Raw genomic sequence first — 21,871 nt, 5'->3', positions numbered from 1 at the left:
AACAAAGCGCCCAGTCGGAACGGAAATCAACCACTCGTTTTGGTGATGATTCCATTTTGTGTAAAATGTTGGTGTAGTTGTAAGTGTCTAGTCTTAGGATTAGGCACTTCTTTTTATTTCCGTTATAATAGAAATGTAAAAAAAAGGGGAGGCGCAATAGGTGATGAAATCAGCTATTAACTACATCATTATTTCAGCTTTGGTGGTAGGAGTCATTTTCCTGTATGATAAGCAAATTGGCGCTGTTCCTTTACTATTATTATCTCTCTATTTGTTTTACTTGGGGATAAAAAAAATGCGTGATATAAAAAACAGTAATTGAAGCTAGCAATGAGGATAATACTTTGTATATAATGGGTATTATGCTTATGATGGAAAGTTACTTTTGTGCGGCCTTTTTTTGCTGCGCTCCGAAAATAAAGCTATATGAATTTTAAAACGTCCATTGCGATGAGAGAAAGGAAGTGCACGAATGAATTTTCGTGAAATGACAAAAGAACAATTAACGGAAGAATCGTTAATTAACTTAGCTTATGCAATTTTAAATGAAAAACGTGCCTCAGTGTCTTTTAATGACTTATTAACAATTATTCAAGAGTTTGTTGGCCATAGTGATGAGGAAATAAAAGGTCGCCTACTACAATTTTACACAGATCTAAATGTAGATGGCCGCTTCTTATTTAATCAAGAAACAGGCTGGGGCTTACGTGAATGGTATAAAGTTGAACAGATTGAAGAAGAAACAGCTCCTTCTGTTAAAACTCATAAGAAAAAATCTAAAGCTGCCGTTGAGGATGAAGATGATTTAGATGAAGATATAGAAGAGGCAGACATTGACTTTGATGAAGATTATGAAGAATTCGTTGAAGAAGATGAAGAAGATGAAGAAGAAGCAGCAGCAGATGATAAAGAAGAGATCGACTTTGATGAAGAAGAATTAGAGGACATCGATGAAGAAATCGATGAGGACTTTATCGATGAAGATGAAGAAGAATTTGAAGAAGAGGAAGAAGTCTAAGATAATTACTCTTTGAAATTTTCTTTCTTTTATCCTTGTAGTAAAAAATCTTGACTTCTATCACGGTTACGTTTAATCTTTTACTTGGGCTCCTTATTAAAGGAGAAAGACCGTGTATGTAATACGCTCCCCCTGCAAACCTATGCAGGAGGAGCGTTTTTTTATTTTTTTTAACTTTTTTCAATCAAGTTCTCCCATGTTTATAGCTACGGAATGAATATAAATGCTCTAAATTATTCATGATGTATAATAATCGGTGATTGAATAAATGTTAAAACTTCCTTCTTTCAGCGGGTTGCTGAAAGAAGTTAAAGCCTCCGGCGGATGTCACGGAATCGGAAAGGAGTTCTTAAAAGATGTTAGCCTAAAAACATCGCATCCATGCGATAACGGCTAACTGACCTGCATCGGTAAAACGCCACGTCCTGTGGCATTACCGAAATGACCGACATCGTGTCGGCCCTCGTGCAGGCCTAAGCACAAAACCGATTCCCGGACGCAATTATGCCGAGGCATAATTGAAAGTAGAAAAGAGATAGAAACGATTACAGCTTCGAATCGACTACATGTGTAGGCATTCTCGGCTTTTCTTATTTTAGGGGTGAGAAATATTTATTTTCTTAGCCTGTCGAAACATTGGCATCAATGCTTAGAATCAGCATGTGGCGTGAATGTACTTTTCTTACTAGCAATTTCTAGAACAACATAAGGAGGAATTTTTTCATGACGAAGTATATTTTTGTAACAGGTGGGGTTGTGTCTTCACTTGGAAAAGGGATTGTAGCAGCATCTCTAGGTCGTTTATTAAAAAATCGCGGATTAGAAGTAACGATTCAAAAATTTGACCCATATATCAATATTGACCCAGGTACAATGAGTCCTTATCAACATGGTGAAGTGTTCGTAACAGATGATGGCGCAGAAGCTGACTTAGACTTAGGTCACTACGAACGTTTCATTGATATTAACCTAGGAAAGCATTCTACAGTAACATCAGGTCGTGTTTATCAGTCTGTATTACAAAAAGAACGCCGTGGTGATTACAACGGTGGAACAGTACAAGTAATTCCTCACATTACAAATGAGATTAAAGATCGTATTCAACGAGCTGGTCGCGAAACAAACGCAGACGTAGTTATTACTGAAGTAGGCGGAACAGTTGGGGATATTGAGTCATTACCATTCCTTGAAGCAATTCGCCAAATGAAAACAAATTTAGGCCATAACAATGTGATGTATGTTCATTGTACGCTTATTCCTTATATTAAAGCTGCGGGTGAGTTAAAAACAAAGCCAACTCAGCATTCTGTAAAAGAATTACGTTCTTTAGGTATTCAACCAAATATTATCGTTGTGCGCACAGAGCAAGAAGTGCCTGAAGATATGAAAGAAAAATTAGCTTTATTCTGTGATGTTCAGCCACATGAAATTATTGAATCTCGTGATGCAGAACATTTATATGAAGTACCTTTAAACCTTCATGCACAAGATATTGATGATATCGTGCTTGACCATTTTGGCATTGAAGCACCAGAGGCGGATATGGAAGAATGGCGCGAGCTTGTAGCGAAAGTGAAGAGCTTACCAAATAAACGAAAAGTAGCATTAGTAGGTAAATATGTAGAACTACAAGATGCTTACATTTCTGTTGTAGAGGCATTAAAACATGCAGGCTATGCATTTAATTCTGATATTGAGATTGACTGGATTAATGCAGAACATGTAGATGCTGACAATGTTGCTACGCTATTAAAAGGGGCTGACGCTATTTTAGTTCCAGGTGGTTTCGGTGATCGCGGAGTTGAAGGTAAAATTTTAGCGACACAATATGCTCGTGAAAATAATGTACCATTCTTAGGTATTTGCCTAGGTATGCAGCTTGCAACAGTAGAATTTGCTCGTAACGTACTTGGTTTACAAGGAGCGCATTCTACAGAGCTTGATCCAAATACGGAATATCCTATTATTGACTTCCTACCAGATCAAAACGACAGTGTAGACATCGGTGGTACATTACGTTTAGGTTTATATCCATGTAAGTTAAGAGATGGCTCAAAGGCAAGCAAAGCCTATGGTCAAGAGCTAGTTTATGAGCGCCACCGCCATCGTTATGAATTTAACAATGAATATCGTGAAGCAATGGAAGCTGCAGGTCTTGTCTTCTCAGGTACAAGTCCTAACGGTAAATTAGTGGAAATTATCGAGTTACCAGAAAATAATTTCTTCGTAGCATGCCAATTCCACCCTGAGTTAGTATCACGTCCAAACCGTCCACAGCCATTGTTCCGTGATTTTATCGGCGCAACATTTAAATAATGCAAAAAAGAGTTGTCTCAAATGCTGAGACAACTCTTTTTATAGATTCTTTATAGCTCTTCGTCATCAAGACCAAGCATTTCATCATACGCAATTTTTACGGCTTCATAAACAAAAAGGGCAGCAATAGCATGTGGTACAACTATGCGCTTTCCTAAATCGTTCGGTAATAAACCACCTCGCATGCGTGTTGAAATATACGTATACGCTAAATCTGCTAGTGGATTTTCGGAATTAGCAACTTCGCTAGCAACGGCTGCAAATGGAATAAACTGATTATTTAATTGCTGTGCTAATGCTAATGCATCCTCATCGTGTGCGCTACGTGTAAAAATGCAAACACGATCCGCTTCCGTGATAACTGTATCTTTTGTCCAAGGGACTAACTTCGTAAAACGTTCTACAGCTTGAAATGCGTTTAATTCGACAATTTGCATTTCGCCAAAGCATGCGAAATAGACATTACCTTCACTAATACCAGCTTGTGCAAGTAATCGCGCTGTTTCTTCAATAGCTTCTTCTTCATTTTGTGTTATTCTTTGTAATAATCCACTCAATTGTGTTGTTAGAATTTTTGACATGGTCCCACCTCAATCAATATTATAGGTTTGAAAAGAGCATAAAGCAAAAGCAGATAATTTATAATACTAGAAGGTATTAATAGGTTAAAGGAGAATAATACATAATAGAGAGAATTTTACGTAAGAATAATAACTCGAAAAGGGCGGAATGAAATGTGAAACGATTACTAATTGTCGATGATCAACCAGGAATTCGTTTACTTTTAAATGAAGTGTTGAAAAAAGAAGGTTATGGTACATATTTAGCTGCAAATGGTATCGAAGCACTGAAGTATGCTGAGGAGGAGGAAATAGATTGTGTCCTATTAGACATGAAAATTCCAGGGATGGATGGCATAGAAATTTTAAAGCGCTTAAAAGAGAAGTGGCCACAACTCCCGGTTTTCATGATGACAGCATATGGTGAATTGGACGTTGTACAGGAGGCATTAGATTTAGGAGCAATTCGATATTTTACTAAGCCTTTTGATATTTTTGAAGTGCGTGATGAGGTTAATAAAATATTAAGTGTTTAGATGAACAGGCAGTGGTCAACACAGCCTGTTTTTTATGGTTATTATACGATTAGTAGAAGTTTTCCACCGTTTCACTATCATTTTGCTTCCACAATAAATGGCTCATCACTATAACGTGGGGTTGATTTCCGTTCCGACTGGGCGCTTTTCAGAGAGCGTCCGACGAGCCGCTTTTATTTTTCTGCAGCGCAGCGCAATGACAGCGACAAAAATCTTTAATGAGCTGCAGTTTTGAGATTTATCGAGAACTTTTGATTGTTTGTTTATCGACCAACTTTCTCGATTTATCGACCAACTTTTTTAATTTATCAACCAACTTTCTCGATTTATCACCCAACTTTTTAAATTTATCAACCAACTTTCGAAAAATATCGACATCTACCTTCATGCAACACTATCTGACCGCACTGATAATTTGCGTCGCTTATGACATAAGCATATTTTTTTACGTAAAATTTAACATCAAAAAAGCGCAAGAAATCAACGTTTCTAATTTGATTTCTCGCGCTTTTTAAGGTTTTGACCAGTTTTGTTCCAGCCACTGGACCTTTGTTGCGTTGCACTACACTACGGTTGACACTGCCGCTTCGTTTCACTCCGCTTTCGTGTAGAAAATAACAGCCCCTGCTTTTCAGGGGCTAAACCTTCGTTCCGTTGCACTCCACTGCGGTTGGGCACTGTCGCTTCGCTTACGTGCAGAAAAGAAGACGCTGTCGCTCCGCTTTCGCGTAACCTTCGTCCCGTTGCACTACACTACGGTTGACACTGCCGCTTCGATTTCGTGCAGAAAAGAAAACGCTGTCGCTCCGCTTTCGCGTAACCTTCGTTGCGTTGCACTACACTACGGTTGACACTGGCGCTACGTTGCACTCCGCTTTCGTGTAGAAAATAACAGCCCCTGCTTTTCAGGGGCTAAACCTTCGTTGCGTTGCACTACACTACGGTTGGGCACTGCCGCTTCGCTTTCGTGCAGAAAAGAAGACGCTGTCGCGTAACCTTCGTTGCGTTGCACTACACTACGGTTGGGCACTGTCGCTACGTTTCACTCCGCTTTCGTGTAGAAAATAACAGCCCCTGCTTTTCAGGGGCTAAACCTTCGTTGCGTTGCATTACACTGCGGTTGGGCACTGTCGCTTCGCTTACGTGCAGAAAAGAAGACGCTGTCGCTACGTTGCACTTCGCTTTCGCGTAGAAAATAACAGCCCCTGCTTTTCAGGGGCTAAACCTTCGTTCCGTTGCACTACACTACGGTTGGGCACTGCCGCTACGTTGCACTCCGCTTACGTGCAGAAAACAAAGTAACCTGAAATGCTTTTCAGGTTACTTTGTTTTTGCTATGATTAAATAGCATATCTATGTAGAAAGAATAGTCCTAAGAGGAGGATTTTTAGTATGGCATTAGTATCTATGAAAGAGATGTTAATTAAAGCAAAAGCAGAAGGTTATGCGGTTGGTCAGTTCAACATCAACAACCTTGAGTGGACTCAAGCAATTTTACAAGCAGCTGAAGAGGAAAAATCTCCAGTTATTCTAGGCGTTTCTGAAGGTGCAGGGAAATATATGGGCGGATTTATCTCCGTTGTACACATGGTAAAAGGTTTAATGGAATCTTATGGCACTACGGTACCTGTAGCTATTCATCTTGACCATGGTTCAAGCTTTGAAAAATGTAAAGAAGCAATTGATGCGGGCTTTACTTCCGTTATGATTGATGCTTCTCATCATCCATTCGAGGAAAATGTTGCGACTACTTCAAAAGTAGTTGAGTATGCTCATTCGAAAGATGTTTCTGTTGAAGCTGAACTTGGCACAGTAGGCGGTGATGAGGATGGCGTAATCGGTGGTATTATGTACGCTGATCCAGAGGAATGCCGTAAAATGGTTGAGCTAACAGATATCGACTGCTTAGCACCAGCACTTGGCTCTGTACATGGTCCTTACCAAGGAGAACCAAACTTAGGCTTTAAAGAAATGGAAGAAATCTCAAATTTAGCAGATCTTCCATTAGTATTACATGGTGGTACAGGTATTCCAACAAAAGATATTCAACGTTCAATTTCATTAGGTACAGCAAAAATTAATGTTAATACTGAAAATCAAATTGCTGCTACAAAAGTAATCCGTGAAGTTCTTGATAATGATAAAGTTGTTTATGATCCTCGTAAATTCCTTGCTCCAGCACGTGAAGCGATTAAAGCAACAGTTATTGGGAAAATCCGTGAATTTGGTAGTGCGCAAAAAGCATAATTTTAGTATCTAATATGCTAAAAAAGCAGAGATGAATACACATACTAAGAGAAGTGTTGATGTTGTTATCGACCTTCTCTTGTTTTTGAAATAAAAAATTTTTGGCGAAAATTCTAATATAAGGCTCATCACCAAAAGTTGGGGATGACATTTGTTAAAACGTATACTATGTAAATAAGTTGATTGGAGTGAAGGTTGGGCGACTCCTTGGGGATTAGCAATAGAGGAACGAAGGCTAAAACCATCACGTCCTGTGATAACGCCTTCGTGACCTACATCGTGTAGGCCTGAGCGGCTCATCGGACGTCCCCAGGAAGCTTTGCTCTGTGCGAAAGCGAAGCGTCAGCAACAATATTTTATCTGTGCGAAAGCGAAGCGACAGCAACAAATATTTTATCTGTGCGAAAGCGTAGCGACAGCAACAAATATTTTATCTGTGCGAAAGCGTAGCGACAGCAACAACAAAGCGCCCAGCCGGTACGGAAATCAACCCTACGTTATGGTAATGAGCCAAAACAGTGATCAGGAGGAAATATAATGAAATTTTTCATTGATACAGCAAACTTTGAAGAGATTAAAGAAGCACACGCATGGGGGATTTTATCAGGTGTTACAACAAACCCATCGTTAGTTGCTAGAGAAGAGAATGTTTCTTTCCATGATCGACTTCGTGAAATCACAGAGCTTGTAGATGGCTCAGTGAGCGGGGAAGTAATTGCTCTAGATGCGGAAGGTATGATTAAAGAAGGCTTAGAATTGGCTGCAATTGCTCCGAATATTACAGTTAAACTGCCAATGACTCCAGCTGGCTTAGAGGCATGTCGCTTCTTTGCAGACAAAGGTATTAAAACGAACGTAACATTAATCTTTAGTGCCAACCAAGCATTAATGGCTGCTCGTGCGGGTGCTACATATGTATCACCATTTATCGGTCGTTTAGATGATATGGGTCAAAACGGTGTAGAACTAATTGAAACGATTGCAGATATTTTCACAATCCATAATATCGATACGCAAATTATTGCTGCATCTATTCGTCATCCACAACATGTAACAGCTGCAGCACTTGCTGGTGCACATATTTCGACTACTCCTTTTAAAGTATTAAAGCAACTTTTCAACCATCCATTAACGGAAAAAGGAATTGAAGGATTTTTAGCGGATTGGAATAAGAGAAAAGGCGAATAATAAGATTATATAGTGAGCCAATTGCAGAAAAATTACTTTCCAATCATGAGGGAGAAAGCGAAATGGATGTTTACAAAATTACAGGCGAAAATCGTCTAAAGGGTACAATAAAAGTTAGTGGTGCAAAAAATAGTGCAGTCGCCTTGATTCCAGCATCAATTTTGGCGAACTCTCCAGTGACAATTGGAGGGCTACCAGAAATTTCTGATGCGTGGACGTTAAAGGCATTATTAGAGGAAATCGGTGGAGAAGTGTCATTTGAGGATGGCGTAATGACAATTGATCCAACAGATATGATTGCGTTGCCATTACCGAACGGCAACGTGAAAAAACTTCGTGCTTCCTATTACTTAATGGGAGCAATGCTTGGTCGCTTTAAAAAAGCTGTGATCGGTTTACCGGGAGGCTGCTTTTTAGGGCCGCGTCCTATTGATCAACATATTAAAGGCTTTGAGGCATTAGGTGCGAAAATCACGAATGAGCATGGAGCGATTTATTTACGTGCTGATGAATTAATTGGTGCCAAAATATATTTAGACGTTGCCAGTGTGGGAGCAACCATTAATATTATGTTAGCTGCTGTTCTTGCAAAAGGACGTACGGTTATTGAAAATGCAGCAAAAGAACCGGAGATTATTGATGTAGCAACCCTTCTTACTAACATGGGAGCTAATATTAAAGGTGCGGGTACAAGTGTTATCCGTATTGAAGGCGTAGAGGAGCTTCATGGTACGGAGCATACGATTATTCCGGATCGTATTGAAGCTGCTACGTTTATGATCATGGCTGCCGCTTTAGGTGAAGGCATCACTATTGATAATGTAATTCCATTGCATTTAGAGGCGATTACTGCAAAACTTCGTGAAATGGGCGTAAAAATCGAAATCGGTGAAGAAAGTATTTTTGTGCCAAAAACAGACCTTACCACATTGCAAGCCGTTGATGTAAAAACATTAGTGTATCCTGGGTTCCCAACGGATATTCAGCAACCACTTTCTGTATTAATGTCTCAAGCATTTGGTTCCTCAAAGGTAACAGATACAATTTATACAGCTCGATTTAAGCATATTGATGAACTTCGTCGTATGAATGCCAATGCACGCGTTGAAGGAAATACAGCTATGATTACAGGCCCTAGTAAATTACAAGGTTCAACTGTAACCGCTACAGACCTTCGTGCTGGTGCCGCATTAGTATTAGCAGGCCTTTTAGCGGAAGGCGAAACAGAAATTCACGATATCTATCATATTGAGCGTGGCTATAGCTCACTTATTGAGAAATTACGTGATTTAGGCGCTGATATTCGACGTGAAACAATAATGGCACGCGTAGCAGAGACAAAGGAATAATGAGAGCTAAAAGTTTTGAACTAACTATGTTACAATAGAGGTAATTTGAATGTTTCGGCGAAGAAATATGCCGATAACGGGAGGCAAATAAGACAATGGAACGTAGTTTATCGATGGAAGTAGTACGAGTAACAGAGGCAGCAGCAATCGCATCCGGGAAATGGATGGGTCGCGGTTTAAAAATTGAGGCAGATGATGCAGCAACGACAGCGATGCGCGCAATGTTCGATACAATTCCAATGCATGCTACAGTAGTGATTGGTGAAGGCGAAATGGATGAAGCACCAATGCTTTATATTGGTGAAGAGCTTGGCTTACGCAATGGTGGTCCTCAAGTAGATATTGCAGTTGACCCATTAGAAGGTACAAATATTGTAGCGAAGGGTACAAATGGTGCAATGACAGTTCTTGCTATTGCAGATAAAGGTAACCTGTTAAACGCGCCTGATATGTACATGGAGAAAATTGCAGTAGGACCAGAAGCGGCTGGTAAGGTAGATATTAACGCTTCTGTTACGTATAATTTATTACAGGTAGCAAAAGCTAAAAATAAAGATATTTCAGACGTAGTAGCTACACTTTTAGATCGACCACGTCACCAAGCAATTGTTGATGAAATCCGAGAAGCTGGAGCACGTATTAAATTTATTCAAGACGGTGACGTTGGAGCAGCTATCAATACTGCTTTTGATGAAACTGGCATTGATATTATGTTTGGTACAGGTGGTGCACCAGAGGGTGTTATTTCAGCTGTTGCATTAAAATGTCTAGGTGGAGACTTCCAAGCGAAGCTAGTGCCAGAAGATGATGAACAGTTAGAACGCTGCAAAAAAATGGGTGTAGACGTAGAAAAAGTTCTTTATTTAGATGACCTAGTTAAAGGTGACGATGCTATTTTTGCAGCAACTGCTGTAACAGATTGTGAGTTATTAAAAGGTGTTCAGTATAAAGGAGCCTACGCATTAACACATTCAGTAGTTATGCGAGCTAAATCTGGAACTGTGCGATTTGTAGAAGGTCGTCACGCTCTTGATAAAAAACCTAGCTATAAATAAAATTTTCTTCTAAAATATACCTAGTGCATCTTTTTTGCACTAGGTACCTTCTTCTAAATTTTCAACCATCCCATAGTTTTATAAGGCTATGTTATGCTTCAATGTTTTGCCTAGTTAATTGAAGTATCTATCGCCCTGCTTAATTTCTAACGAACAACTGAAAATGCTGACAGGTACGAAAAAATTAACTTTATCTTCATTTAGCAAAATGCTATTGTAATGAAAGCAAAGTGTAACAAATTACGCCAAGGCGATATGGATCACTAAGCCTATCGCAAAAAACTTCTATGATACCCCAAAAATGAAATTATATTTTGAAAAAGACTGGAGTTGTGCATATGTCTGCATTGACAATCGCTCAATTAGAAAACATGACGTTAAAGGAGCTTTACGCCCTTGCACGCCAATATAAAATTTCATATTATAGCAAGCTAACGAAAAAAGAATTAATATTTGCTATTTTGAAAACACGTTCGGAGCAAGAAGGCTATTTCTTTATGGAAGGTGTACTAGAAATTGTTTCGCAAGAAGGCTTTGGCTTCCTTCGACCAATTAACTACTCTCCAAGTAAAGAGGATATTTATATTTCTGCTTCTCAGATTCGTCGCTTTGACCTACGAAATGGGGACAAGGTGTCTGGTAAAGTACGTCCACCTAAAGAAAATGAACGCTATTATGGACTGCTACAGGTAGATGCTGTGAACGGCGAAGACCCAGAAGTGGCTAAGGAACGTGTGCATTTTCCTGCATTAACACCTTTATATCCTGATCGACAAATTAAGCTTGAAACAACACAACGCAATTTATCGACTCGTATTATGGATTTAGTAGCACCTGTAGGGTTTGGGCAGCGTGGATTGATCGTTGCACCACCAAAGGCAGGGAAAACATCATTATTAAAAGAAATCGCGAATTCAATTACAACCAATTATCCAGATGCAGAGTTAATTGTATTACTTATTGACGAACGCCCTGAGGAAGTAACTGATATTGAACGTTCAGTGAATGCAGATGTAGTGAGCTCGACTTTCGATGAGGTTCCAGAAAATCATGTGAAAGTTGCAGAAATTGTGTTAGAACGTGCACGCCGCTTAGTTGAGCATAAGCGTGATGTTATTATTTTAATGGATTCTATTACACGTTTAGCACGAGCGTATAACTTAGTTATTCCTCCGAGCGGTCGTACACTTTCGGGTGGTATTGATCCTGCTGCCTTCCATCGACCAAAACGATTCTTCGGTTCTGCACGTAATATTGAAGAAGGCGGTAGTTTAACAATCTTAGCTACAGCTTTAGTGGATACAGGATCTCGTATGGATGAGGTCATTTATGAGGAATTTAAAGGAACAGGTAATCTAGAGCTTCATCTTGATCGCCAATTAGCAGAGCGTCGTATTTTCCCTGCGCTTGATATCCGCCGTTCAGGTACACGTAAGGAAGAGCTTCTTCTTGAGCCTGAGCAACTTGAAAAGCTATGGGCAATTCGTAAAACATTCTCGGACGCACCTGATTTTGCGGAGCGCTTCATGAAAAAATTACGTACGACAAAATCAAATGAAGAATTCTTTGAAAAGTTAAATGAAGATATGAAAAAAGCTACTAAAGGTAAAGGTCTACTATAAACATGAATCACCATTGACTAGCGATAGTCGATGGTGATTTTTTTTACCATACCGTGCGGTAATATTCCGATAAAACGAGAAAATATTCCGATAAAAGTTAAAATTGTTCCGATAAATCTTCAAAGTATTCATCTAAAAATGAATTCATCACAATAACGTGGAGTTGATTGTCCGATGAGCCGCTGGGGCCAACACGAAGGCGTTATCACAGGACGTGACGCTGATCCCCAAGGAGTCGCCCAGTCGGAACGAAGATCAACTTATATATGGAATCATATTTATACTTTTACAGAGTTTGATTCCCAAAAATAAAGAAAGGTATGAATAATTATAGTAATCAAATGTATTATTTTATAATTTTGTGTTGTATAATTTTGTTATAATATATAGTGAATGGGTATTATTAGTGGAATTTTGCACAAATTGTGGGGAGCGAAATAGTGAGGAAGTATCGTTTTGTGCATACTGTGGTAAAGCTGTAACCGGGATATAAAGAAGGTTTCATTGATGATGAACATAAAAAAGAAATATGTCTTTTCGTTTGAAAATGGACAACTTAGATGCGAAAAAGACAAAAAGTTAATGAGGTGTACAAATGAAAAACTGTTTAGCATGTGGTCATGCACAAGATGAAGGAAGATTTTGTGGGAAATGTGGAGCGCCATTTGAAAATGCTGCACATGAACAAGCAGCAACAACGAGTAGCATGAGTGATGAACAACCACAATCGCAATATGCGCAGACTGCTCAGGGAACTACGCAAAGTAATGAGCAAATTGAATTAATTAAAAAGCAATCTAAGTTATACTTTAATTATTTTTTAGAACAATTAAAAATGCCATCCGCAAATTTTAATGTAGAAGCTACTTGGAAAAATAGTTTTATTAGTATGATTATCTATGTTGTATTAACAGCATTATCAGTATTCACATTAATAAAAGGATTCTTTTCTGGAGGATTTGGTTTCTTTGAAAGCTTTGGCCCATCCTTCATGCAAGTATTTTTTTACATGTCTTTATTTATTTCTTTACTAATAGCAATAAGTATCTTTGCTATATTTTTAACGGCAAAACTATTTTCAGAAAGTCTAAGTTTTACAAATGTTATTAGTAAAATAGGAAACTATTATACACTACCTATAGCTATTATGGTTTTAAGTATTTTATTAGGGTTGTTGAAATCATTTTCGTATTCAACAATGATGATATATATTGGATTTGCTTTAGCTATTGGTATCATCCCTATGTTTGTAATGATTAAGTTGTTAAGTAATAAATCTAAAAATATTGATAGTTTTTACGGTTTTATTTTCTATTTAGTAGTAACATGTATTTTATCTTCGATTGTTTTTTCATTTATAATAGACTCTGCAATAGGTGAAGTGTTTAAATTTTTTTAATAACTGATCGTTAATACACTCAAAACTATTGTCAATTGTATATTTCATATGGTATTATTGCTAAGTATGCAACGTGTACATATGTAGCCGACATATTCGGGCTAGGTAAGGTACAGTTCGATAATACTCTGTTCCAGATGGTTCAGGGCGAGAGGAGAAAACGAATATGAAACAAGGAATTCATCCAGATTACAAAGAAGCAACAGTAACTTGCTCTTGTGGTAATACTTTCAAAACTGGTTCAGTAAAAGAAAACATCATTGTCGAGTTCTGCAACGACTGTCACCCATTCTATACTGGCCGTCAAAAATTCGCGTCTGCTGATGGTCGCGTGGATCGTTTCAACAAAAAATACGGTCTTAAAAACTAATGTTAGTTTAATACCTGCCAAGCATGTGCTTGGCAGGTATTTTTTTCAGTATAATAAAGAAACCCTGATGCGAGTCTTTTCAGTATCCAGATCGACATGAAGAAAGGGAGAAGACAAATTGGCACAGCTATATTTTAAACATGGCGCAATGAACAGTGGTAAATCCATAGAAATTCTAAAAGTTGCGCATAACTATGAAGAACAACAAAAACCTGTAATGATGTTTACACCAGGCATAGATACGCGAGATGAAGTAGGCTATATCTCAAGTCGAGTAGGCTTACGTCAACAAGCCATTCCTGTTAATGATGATACAAATATTTTTGAACTAGTAAAAAACAATGCTGTAAAACCATATTGTGTGCTTGTTGATGAAGTACAATTTCTAAAAAAAGAGCATGTTTTGCAGTTAGCATATATCGTAGATGAGTTAGATATTCCAGTTATGGGCTTTGGTCTAAAAAACGATTTCCAAAATGAGCTATTTGAAGGCAGTCAGTACATGCTTACATATGCAGATAAGATTGAGGAAATGAAAACAATTTGCTGGTTCTGTCAAAAAAAGGCGACAATGAATTTGCGTGTTGATGAAAGTGGAAAGCCTGTTTATACTGGTGATCAAATTCAAATTGGCGGGAATGATTCCTATTATCCAGTTTGTCGAAAGTGTCACGCACATCCGCCACTATAACGTAAAACGGCTCAGTTGATAGGGCTAAGAAAAAGTAGCATACGTGCGGAAATTTCCTTATACTAAGTAGTGGAAATAAAAAATATTTATAAAAAATCTTTACGCGCTTAGCGTAATTCTAATTTAGAGTTTCTCTTTTTCAGTAACGATACGACAGTTACAACAGAGCAAACTTCATAAAAAACTAAATAGAGGTGAAATCCATGTTCGATCGATTACAAGCAGTAGAGGATCGTTACGAAAGGTTAACAGAGCTTTTAAGTGATCCCGATATTGTGAATGATAGTAAAAAATTACGTGAATATTCCAAAGAACAATCAGATATCCAGGAAACTGTAGATGCTTATCGTGAATATAAAAGTGTAAAAGAGCAATTAGCTGATACACGTGAGATGCTAGATAATGAAAAAGATCCTGATATGCATGAGATGGTGAAAGAAGAATTTAACCTTCTTAAAGAACAGCAAGAGGAGTTAGAAGAACGTTTACGTATTTTATTAATTCCAAAAGATCCTAATGATAATAAAAACGTTATTATGGAGATTCGTGGGGCAGCTGGTGGAGACGAGGCAAATATTTTCGCGGGTGATTTGTTCCGTATGTACTCTCGTTATGCAGAAACACAAGGCTGGAAAATTGACATAATGGAAGCGACGCCAAACGCAATGGGCGGCTATAAAGAAGTCATTTTTATGATTAATGGTCAAGGAGCATATTCAAAATTCAAATTTGAAAATGGCGCACACCGTGTACAACGTGTACCTGCAACAGAATCTCAAGGGCGTATTCATACATCGACAGCAACAGTAGCTTGCTTACCTGAAGTTGAAGAAGTAGATGTTGAAATCCATGAGAAAGATATCCGAGTGGATACATTCGCATCTTCTGGTGCCGGTGGTCAATCGGTAAATACAACGATGTCAGCTGTACGTATGACTCACTTACCGACAGGTGTTGTTGTATCGATGCAGGATGAACGATCACAAATTAAAAACCGCGAAAAGGCAATGAAAATTCTGCGTGCTCGTGTTGCTGATATGTATATGCGAGAAGCACAAAAAGAAATCGATGCTACACGTAAATCAGCTGTAGGTTCAGGCGATCGCTCTGAGCGTATTCGCACATACAATTATCCACAAAACCGAGTAACAGACCACCGTATTGGTTTAACGATTCAAAAACTAGACCAAATCGTCGAAGGTAGACTAGACGAAATCATTGATACGCTCATTTTAGAAGAGCAAGCATCGAAGTTAGAGCGATTAAATGATGACCTATAATAATGTAATGGAGGCCCTTCAATGGGCTTCTTCTTTTTTAGTGGATAATGGTCGTGAGGAAACAGCAGCACGTATTGTCATGCAGCATGTACTTGGCACAAGCTATTCAGAAGTAATGTTACACCTTCAAGACGAATTAACAACTGAACAACAAGAGAAATTTAAAGAACTCATCGAAGAGCATGCGAGTGGAAGACCAGTACAGTATTGCGTCGGTAGTGAAGAATTTTATGGTCGTTCATTTATGGTCGATGAGTCAGTACTTATTCCTAGACCGGAGACCGAGGAATTAGTGCTTGGAACGATCAATCGTATGAACAAAATATTTAAAAATCAAATATTGAAGCTTGCAGATATCGGTACCGGTAGTGGTGCAATTGCTCTTTCTATGAAGCTAGAATGTCCAGAGCTAACAGTCGTAGCCACTGATTTATCCGAAGCTGCTTTATCTACGGCACAAGAAAATGCACAAAGGTTAGCGGCGGATATTGATTTTCGACTAGGGGATTTAACGAAACCTCTATCAGGTGAGAAATTTGATATCGTTTTATCGAATCCACCGTATATTGCTTTTGATGAAGCAAAAGAGATGTCAAATACCGTGCTAGAGCATGAACCACATAGTGCTCTTTTTGCAGAAGAAGCCGGACTTATTTTATATAGAAAATTGGCTGAACAGCTTCCACCCCTTATGAATAAACCAGCCCTCATTGGTCTTGAAATCGGTTATACACAAGGAGAGCAGGTGGCTCAATTCTTTAAAAATAGTTTTCCACAGGCTACAATTTCGATAGAAAAAGATATAAACGGTAAGCCTCGAATGATTTTTTGTGAAATTCATGTATAAAGTATCTACTTCTTGCCCACAATGTTGAGCAAGGAGGGATTTTTATGTTAAACGAATACAAGATTATTAGATTACCTAAACAAAATATCTTTTTAGCTTTTGCAAGATTAGTAGTAATTGCGATTGCATTGCAATTATGTATTTTATATATTCCAACATTAGTAGGTTTTGCGAAAGAAGCTAGCAATCATGAGCAAGAAAGTGATTTTCGTATACGCGTGATTGCCAATAGCAACACGACACAGGATCAGCTTGAAAAAGAACAGCTTGTCAAAAATTTAAAGCCGTATTTTAAGCAATTAGTAGCTAGTGCTGGAGCTAAAACTGTGGATAACGAGCAAATACTTTCGTTAAAACAAGAAATTGAAGCGGAAATTAAAAATAATTATCCACAACTTCATGCACAAGTTGTAATTGGGGATAACTTATTTCCACCGAAGAGACATAACGCAGTGCTTTATCCACAAAATTTATATCAATCGATTGTCGTGAAAATCGGTGATGCACGTGGTGATAACTGGTGGTGTAGCATATTCCCATCGGTTTGTGAGCCTGATAAAGTAGAAGCGAAAGAAGAAGTAAAAGAAGAAGTAAAAGAAGAGAAGGAACATGTTACATTTTTTATATGGGAATGGATTAAAGGTTTTTTTGAATGAATTATTTACAAATTCAGATAACTTATGCACAATTTTTAATAAGTTATAAACATTATGTGGATAATTCAGTAAAAACGAATAATTGAAGGAAGGTTTTAATTATGGAAACCGTTTGCAAAATTGTGGATAGTAATGCGAATAGTCAGATAAATTATACACAGGCTGTGGATATCTTAAATGCAGGTGAAGTCGTGGCATTTCCAACAGAAACGGTTTATGGACTTGGAACTGTTGCAACAAATGATACAGCAGTCAAAAAGATATTTGAAGCAAAAGGTCGTCCTTCAGACAATCCGCTAATTGTCCACATTGGCACGAAAGAGGAAGTTGAACTTTATATCGAGCATATTTCAGAAGTAGCCAAAAAATGCATGGATTTATTTTGGCCAGGTCCACTGACACTTGTCATGCCTGTAAAGCCAAATGTGCTGGCAAAAAGTGTGACAGCTGGTCTTACGACTGTCGGGATTCGAATGCCAGATCATCCAGTTGCATTAGCTTTACTGCAACATTTAAAAAAGCCACTTGCTGCGCCGAGTGCTAATCGTAGTGGTAAGCCAAGTCCTACAGAAGCCATACATGTTCAGGATGATTTGGGAGGGTACATACCTTATATTTTAGATGGAGGTTCTACTGGGATTGGGCTCGAATCCACAGTGTTAGATGTTACACACGAACCTCCAGTAATTTTGCGTCCAGGTGGAATTACAAAGGAAATGTTAGAGGCTAAGATTGGTCCAGTACTGCAACCTTCAAAAACAGAGCAGAAATTAGAGACTACCCCAAAAGCCCCTGGTATGAAATATACACACTATGCTCCTAACGCCCCTGTGCTATTAATTGATTGTGATTTGGAGAAAGTTCATGAGGCTGTATATCAATTACAAAAGCAAGGGCAAAAAGTAGCGTTACTTGCACCAGCTAGCTTTGTTGACAGCAAGGCTGATTTTTATTTCTCAGTAGGACAAGCTGGTAGTAAAGAAGAAATGGGTGCGACATTGTACCATGCCCTAAGAGCTTGCGATAAAACAGCAGCTACAATAATCTTAGCGACTACTACATCGACTGATGGGGTAGGGGCTGCAATTATGAATCGACTTGAGAAAGCAGCTGGCGGGAAATGGTATACTCCATAAATAAACTACCGATAAAATAGTATGCTGGAGGTAACTTCTAGCATACTATTTTTTGTGGGATTTTCTTTCCTTCGCAAATTAGCAGTGAGCAGTTAATGAACGCTTCGCTTTCGGTATAAAAATCCACATAGTCTTTTGTACTTGAGCTATAGATGTAGAAAGTATAGCGAGTTTTTACCATAACGGAAGCCACTTCTTCATTGTTAGAGTGACTTTTAGCACCATATTGTAAGGAAATTGTATTATGATAATACTGTATTTTCGAGCATAAAATGATAAAATATTAGAGAGCGAAGGAGTGCTTTCTTGCAGGGAATTCTTGCAGGTATACTAACGTCTGTAGATGTGATTGGCTTATATGTATTAATGCCAAATGTTAGATATCGATTTTTTTTATCAGTATGGACAGCTGCTTTGCATATGCTCTTCCCGTTATTAGGTTTCGAATTAGGAAGCTATTTAATGCGTTTCCTCTTAGAATGGGGACAATGGATTTCAAGTATTTTGTTATTTTGTATGGGCTTGCATTTACTATTATTTTCGCGAAAAGATGAAAAAGTTACAATTTCACCAATACTATTAGCCGTGACCGCAAGCCTAGATACCTTTTCAGTAAGTGTTTCTTTTGGTATGCTAAACTTAGAGAAAACTGTATTTATTATAAGTGCAGGTGTCAGTGCACTTATTTGCTCTTATGGGTCATTAGTCATTGCGCGTAAAAGTCAGATCCTACTTGGCAATAAATTTCAAATCATTATAGGAATTTTTTTAATTATTATGGGTTTCCTTGCTATCCGGCAATAGAGAAATCAATGGAGGGTGATAAGTATGAAAATACTATTTGTTTGCACCGGGAATACTTGTCGCAGTCCCATGGCAGAGGTAATTTTAAAACATAAACAAATGGACAATGTAGAGGTCCGTTCGGCGGGCATTTATGCCATGCCAAATGCAGAAATGTCTGCACATGCACAACAAGTATTATATGAAGAAAATATGACGCATCAGCATTTAGCAACACAATTATCAATAACTGAAATGGAGTGGGCTGATTTAATTTTAACAATGACAACAGCTCATAAAGATACAATTATTGCTAATTATCCAAATGCTGATCAAAAAGTTTTTACTTTAAAAGAATATACAAGCGAAGTTAGTGGCGGAAATGTTGTAGATCCTTACGGTGGTAGTATAGGAATTTATCAAGAAACATTTGCAGAATTAACGAAATTAATAGAACGATTAGTAAAAAAAATTGAAGAGAATTGAGGGTCGCTATGAAAAAGCAGCTTGGTTTACGACTTAAACTAATATTATTTGTCGGTATTCTTGCACTAATCACATACAGTATCAGTTTTATATTTATCGAATATTTACAACCTATCCTCTTCCCAGAGAGCAACCGTAAGATGTTTGAAATTATTACTTATCTGTTAGGGATTACGTGGTCATGCATTTTGGCCGCGGTGTTCAGTGTAATCTTAATTAAACCTTTACAGCAACTTGAAAATTCAGCTTCCCGTGTGGCAGAAGGGAAAATTGGACAGGATGTAGAAATGCCGAAAACAAGTGATGAAATTCGATCTGTTGCAGAGGCATTTCAACAAATGGTATTAAATTTACGACAGATGGTTGAAAGTATAGATCTTAACTTCCAACAAACAAATCAATCGATCATTCAACTATCTGATGAAGCCGCAGTTGCAACGAAAAAGGCAGAGGGTATTGCCTCTACGGTAAAGCATATTTCTTCAGGAGCAGAGGCGTCTGCTACAGCCGTACAAGATACAGCTGAAGCTATTGAAGATGTAAGAGCCCTCGCTACAGAAGTCAATAGTAGAGCTGAGGCATCGGCAACCCAATCCAAAGAGATTCTACATAATTTAACGACAACAACAAAAGCGATCGAAACGTTAGTGAATAGTATTCAACAAATTGCGGCTGGCAATAATGAGGCATTAGAAAGCATTCGTCTACTAGAGGGAAATGCCGGACAAGTAGAGCGTATTATTAGCTTAGTTGGCGATATTGCAGCACAAACAAATTTACTAGCATTAAATGCTTCAATTGAGGCAGCGCGTGCTGGAGAACATGGCAAAGGTTTTGCAGTTGTAGCTGAGGAAGTTCGTGGTTTAGCTGATGAAAGTGCGAAAGCGGTACAAGGCATTACGTCCCTTATTCAATCCATGCAACAAAACGTTGAAGTTGTTGTCAAACAAATGAATCACCAGGTGGCATTTGCGACAAAAGAAGCTGCCCGCGTATCAGAAACTACGACAGCGGTAGAAGGCATGTCTTCAAGCGTACACGAAATGGCAACATCGATTGTAGAAATTTCTTCACTAATTGAACAACAAATGCATAATATAGAAACAACTGCTCGTCAATCTCAAGAAGTGGCAGCCATTGCAGAAGAAACGTCAGCAGGTGCACAAGAAGTTCGCAGTGCAACAGAAGAACAAGCCTACGCAATTGAGCAAGTAGAAAAACTAGCAGAAGGCTTAAAGAAACAATCAGAAGAGCTGCACAAAATGATTCAACAATTTGATAGACAAGCATAAAAACGATTTTTTTAGACTGTAGATAAACTCGATGCAGTATCGAGTTTGCTACAGTTTTTTTATGTCGCCTTAAGACTTGTGCCATGGTGCCCGTAGAGATGAAAGTGGCGAGATGGAAGAGCTGAAGTGAAGGAAGCCTACAAAGCGACGGATGGAAGGGCAGCAGTGACGGATAAAACTGCTGGAGCGACGGATAGAAAGTCGAAAGTCGTGGATAGAAAGAGGAAAGTGACGGAAAGAAAAGCCGAAGCGAAGGATAGTCGACTAAGCGACGGAAAGAATGGCAGTAACGACGGAAAGAACTGCGGGAGTGACGGATAGAGAGAGGAAAGTGATGGAAAGAAAAGCCGAAGCGAAGGATAGTCGGCCAAGCGACGGAAAGAAGAGAAGTAACGACGGATAAAACTGTTGGAGTGACGGATAGAGAGAGAAGAGCGACGGAAAGAAAAGCCGAAGTGAAGGATAGTCCTTCAAGCGACGGAAAGAAGAGAAGTAACGACGGATAAAACTGCGGGAGCGACGGATAGAGAGAAGAAAGCGACGGAAAGAAAAGCCGAAGCGAAGGATAGTCCGTTAAGCTACGGAAAGAAGAGAAGTAACGACGGAAAGAACTGCGGGAGTGACGGATAGAGAGAGGAGAGCGACGGAAAGAAAAGCCGAAGCGAAGGATAGTCCTTCAAGCGACGGAAAGAATGGCAGTAACGACGGAAAGAAGAGAAGTAACGACGGATAAAACTGCCTGAGCGACGGATAGAGAGAAGAAAGCGATGGAAAGAAAAGCCGAAGCGAAGGATAGTCGGCCAAGCGACGGAAAGAAGAGTAGTAACGACGGATAAAACTGCGGGAGCGACGGATAGAGAGAGAAAAGCGACGGAAAGAAAAGTCGAAGCGGCGGATAAACCGCAAAGCGTGGATAGAACCGTCAAACTGATGGATAGAACCATCGAAATGAGGATAGAGCAATCAAATACTGGTAATACATAGAAAAAATATTGATATAGTATGTCCACTGTAATTGAAAAAGGAAACAAAAATTAGAA

21 protein-coding genes are annotated in these 21,871 nt (G+C 38.7%); 20 read left to right on the top strand and 1 reads right to left on the bottom strand.

Annotated elements, in window-relative coordinates:
* The first annotated feature begins 160 nt into the window (after positions 1 to 160).
* From ACFXN8_RS07865 to ACFXN8_RS07855, 3 genes are all read left to right on the top strand, one after another.
* Positions 161 to 322: a hypothetical protein gene (locus ACFXN8_RS07865; RefSeq protein ID WP_386844213.1), complete on the top strand. Its 162-nt coding sequence runs from the start codon at positions 161 to 163 to the stop codon at positions 320 to 322.
* 150 nt (positions 323 to 472) lie between these two features.
* Positions 473 to 1,018 (top strand): DNA-directed RNA polymerase subunit delta, encoded by a 546-nt coding sequence (gene rpoE, locus ACFXN8_RS07860; protein ID WP_376073671.1) that lies wholly within the window; start codon positions 473 to 475, stop codon positions 1,016 to 1,018.
* A 723-nt stretch (positions 1,019 to 1,741) separates the two neighbouring features.
* On the top strand, positions 1,742 to 3,334 hold the full coding sequence (locus tag ACFXN8_RS07855) for a CTP synthase (protein WP_376073669.1): 1,593 nt from the start codon (positions 1,742 to 1,744) through the stop codon (positions 3,332 to 3,334).
* Between the two features lie 50 nt (positions 3,335 to 3,384).
* On the opposite strand, the gene ACFXN8_RS07850 is transcribed toward ACFXN8_RS07855, so the two are convergent.
* Entirely contained in the window at positions 3,385 to 3,915 is a 531-nt protein-coding gene (locus tag ACFXN8_RS07850; RefSeq protein ID WP_376073667.1) for a DUF2529 family protein, read from the bottom strand.
* 155 nt (positions 3,916 to 4,070) lie between these two features.
* Between ACFXN8_RS07850 and ACFXN8_RS07845 the strand changes: the two genes are divergently transcribed.
* The 17 genes from ACFXN8_RS07845 to ACFXN8_RS07765 all read left to right on the top strand — a co-directional run bounded on the left by ACFXN8_RS07845 (position 4,071) and on the right by ACFXN8_RS07765 (position 20,831).
* Entirely contained in the window at positions 4,071 to 4,430 is a 360-nt protein-coding gene (locus ACFXN8_RS07845) for a response regulator (protein ID WP_386844131.1), read from the top strand.
* Between the two features lie 1,392 nt (positions 4,431 to 5,822).
* Positions 5,823 to 6,677 carry a class II fructose-bisphosphate aldolase gene (locus ACFXN8_RS07840; protein ID WP_386844129.1) on the top strand — a complete coding sequence of 285 codons (855 nt, stop codon included), beginning with the start codon at positions 5,823 to 5,825 and terminating at the stop codon, positions 6,675 to 6,677.
* A 537-nt stretch (positions 6,678 to 7,214) separates the two neighbouring features.
* Entirely contained in the window at positions 7,215 to 7,865 is a 651-nt protein-coding gene (fsa, locus tag ACFXN8_RS07835) for a fructose-6-phosphate aldolase (protein ID WP_376073659.1), read from the top strand.
* A 62-nt stretch (positions 7,866 to 7,927) separates the two neighbouring features.
* Positions 7,928 to 9,214 (top strand): UDP-N-acetylglucosamine 1-carboxyvinyltransferase, encoded by a 1,287-nt coding sequence (locus ACFXN8_RS07830; protein ID WP_376073658.1) that lies wholly within the window; start codon positions 7,928 to 7,930, stop codon positions 9,212 to 9,214.
* Between the two features lie 95 nt (positions 9,215 to 9,309).
* Positions 9,310 to 10,269: a class II fructose-bisphosphatase gene (glpX, locus tag ACFXN8_RS07825; RefSeq protein WP_376073656.1), complete on the top strand. Its 960-nt coding sequence runs from the start codon at positions 9,310 to 9,312 to the stop codon at positions 10,267 to 10,269.
* A gap of 338 nt (positions 10,270 to 10,607) precedes the next feature.
* The gene (gene rho, locus ACFXN8_RS07820; protein ID WP_049668004.1) at positions 10,608 to 11,891 is read left to right on the top strand and encodes a transcription termination factor Rho; all 1,284 of its coding nucleotides are present in this window, start codon (positions 10,608 to 10,610) and stop codon (positions 11,889 to 11,891) included.
* A 361-nt stretch (positions 11,892 to 12,252) separates the two neighbouring features.
* On the top strand, positions 12,253 to 12,384 hold the full coding sequence (locus ACFXN8_RS07815; protein ID WP_386844125.1) for a zinc-ribbon domain-containing protein: 132 nt from the start codon (positions 12,253 to 12,255) through the stop codon (positions 12,382 to 12,384).
* Positions 12,385 to 12,486: 102 nt separating this feature from the next.
* Entirely contained in the window at positions 12,487 to 13,290 is an 804-nt protein-coding gene (locus ACFXN8_RS07810) for a hypothetical protein (protein WP_376073652.1), read from the top strand.
* Positions 13,291 to 13,456: 166 nt separating this feature from the next.
* Positions 13,457 to 13,660, top strand: a complete 204-nt coding sequence (rpmE, locus tag ACFXN8_RS07805; protein WP_386844122.1) for a 50S ribosomal protein L31 — start codon at positions 13,457 to 13,459, stop codon at positions 13,658 to 13,660.
* A gap of 118 nt (positions 13,661 to 13,778) precedes the next feature.
* A complete protein-coding gene (locus ACFXN8_RS07800) occupies positions 13,779 to 14,351 on the top strand; it encodes a thymidine kinase (protein ID WP_376073650.1) in 573 nt (190 codons plus the stop codon).
* A 203-nt stretch (positions 14,352 to 14,554) separates the two neighbouring features.
* Entirely contained in the window at positions 14,555 to 15,631 is a 1,077-nt protein-coding gene (gene prfA, locus ACFXN8_RS07795) for a peptide chain release factor 1 (RefSeq protein WP_376073648.1), read from the top strand.
* On the top strand, positions 15,618 to 16,478 hold the full coding sequence (gene prmC / locus ACFXN8_RS07790) for a peptide chain release factor N(5)-glutamine methyltransferase (RefSeq protein WP_386844119.1): 861 nt from the start codon (positions 15,618 to 15,620) through the stop codon (positions 16,476 to 16,478). Before prfA ends, prmC begins: the two co-directional genes overlap by 14 nt.
* A 44-nt stretch (positions 16,479 to 16,522) precedes the next feature.
* Complete coding sequence (locus ACFXN8_RS07785; protein WP_386844117.1) at positions 16,523 to 17,134, top strand: stage II sporulation protein R; 612 nt, start codon at positions 16,523 to 16,525, stop codon at positions 17,132 to 17,134.
* 101 nt (positions 17,135 to 17,235) lie between these two features.
* Positions 17,236 to 18,270, top strand: coding sequence for an L-threonylcarbamoyladenylate synthase (locus ACFXN8_RS07780; RefSeq protein WP_386844115.1), 1,035 nt, complete (start codon positions 17,236 to 17,238; stop codon positions 18,268 to 18,270).
* A 306-nt stretch (positions 18,271 to 18,576) separates the two neighbouring features.
* Positions 18,577 to 19,074 (top strand): manganese efflux pump MntP, encoded by a 498-nt coding sequence (locus ACFXN8_RS07775; protein WP_386844113.1) that lies wholly within the window; start codon positions 18,577 to 18,579, stop codon positions 19,072 to 19,074.
* A gap of 24 nt (positions 19,075 to 19,098) precedes the next feature.
* Entirely contained in the window at positions 19,099 to 19,539 is a 441-nt protein-coding gene (locus tag ACFXN8_RS07770) for a low molecular weight protein arginine phosphatase (protein ID WP_386844111.1), read from the top strand.
* Between the two features lie 8 nt (positions 19,540 to 19,547).
* On the top strand, positions 19,548 to 20,831 hold the full coding sequence (locus tag ACFXN8_RS07765) for a methyl-accepting chemotaxis protein (RefSeq protein WP_376073638.1): 1,284 nt from the start codon (positions 19,548 to 19,550) through the stop codon (positions 20,829 to 20,831).
* The last annotated feature ends 1,040 nt before the right edge of the window (positions 20,832 to 21,871 follow it).

It is taken from the genome of Lysinibacillus sp. NPDC059133 (assembly GCF_042755925.1).
Taxonomy (GTDB): Bacteria; Bacillota; Bacilli; order Bacillales_A; family Planococcaceae; genus Lysinibacillus.
The sequence above is the reverse complement of the archived record's forward strand: the minus strand, read 5'-3'. Positions and strand labels throughout refer to the sequence as shown.

Excerpts from the sequence above, each read along its gene's own strand:
- rpoE (WP_376073671.1), top strand. The coding sequence starts at position 473 with ATGAATTTTCGTGAAATGACAAAAGAACAATTAACGGAAGAATCGTTA.
- ACFXN8_RS07855 (WP_376073669.1), top strand. The coding sequence starts at position 1,742 with ATGACGAAGTATATTTTTGTAACAGGTGGGGTTGTGTCTTCACTTGGA.
- ACFXN8_RS07850 (WP_376073667.1), bottom strand. The coding sequence starts at position 3,915 with ATGTCAAAAATTCTAACAACACAATTGAGTGGATTATTACAAAGAATA.
- ACFXN8_RS07840 (WP_386844129.1), top strand. The coding sequence starts at position 5,823 with ATGGCATTAGTATCTATGAAAGAGATGTTAATTAAAGCAAAAGCAGAA.
- fsa (WP_376073659.1), top strand. The coding sequence starts at position 7,215 with ATGAAATTTTTCATTGATACAGCAAACTTTGAAGAGATTAAAGAAGCA.
- ACFXN8_RS07830 (WP_376073658.1), top strand. The coding sequence starts at position 7,928 with ATGGATGTTTACAAAATTACAGGCGAAAATCGTCTAAAGGGTACAATA.
- glpX (WP_376073656.1), top strand. The coding sequence starts at position 9,310 with ATGGAACGTAGTTTATCGATGGAAGTAGTACGAGTAACAGAGGCAGCA.
- rho (WP_049668004.1), top strand. The coding sequence starts at position 10,608 with ATGTCTGCATTGACAATCGCTCAATTAGAAAACATGACGTTAAAGGAG.
- ACFXN8_RS07810 (WP_376073652.1), top strand. The coding sequence starts at position 12,487 with ATGAAAAACTGTTTAGCATGTGGTCATGCACAAGATGAAGGAAGATTT.
- rpmE (WP_386844122.1), top strand. The coding sequence starts at position 13,457 with ATGAAACAAGGAATTCATCCAGATTACAAAGAAGCAACAGTAACTTGC.
- prfA (WP_376073648.1), top strand. The coding sequence starts at position 14,555 with ATGTTCGATCGATTACAAGCAGTAGAGGATCGTTACGAAAGGTTAACA.
- prmC (WP_386844119.1), top strand. The coding sequence starts at position 15,618 with ATGATGACCTATAATAATGTAATGGAGGCCCTTCAATGGGCTTCTTCT.
- ACFXN8_RS07785 (WP_386844117.1), top strand. The coding sequence starts at position 16,523 with ATGTTAAACGAATACAAGATTATTAGATTACCTAAACAAAATATCTTT.
- ACFXN8_RS07780 (WP_386844115.1), top strand. The coding sequence starts at position 17,236 with ATGGAAACCGTTTGCAAAATTGTGGATAGTAATGCGAATAGTCAGATA.
- ACFXN8_RS07770 (WP_386844111.1), top strand. The coding sequence starts at position 19,099 with ATGAAAATACTATTTGTTTGCACCGGGAATACTTGTCGCAGTCCCATG.
- ACFXN8_RS07765 (WP_376073638.1), top strand. The coding sequence starts at position 19,548 with ATGAAAAAGCAGCTTGGTTTACGACTTAAACTAATATTATTTGTCGGT.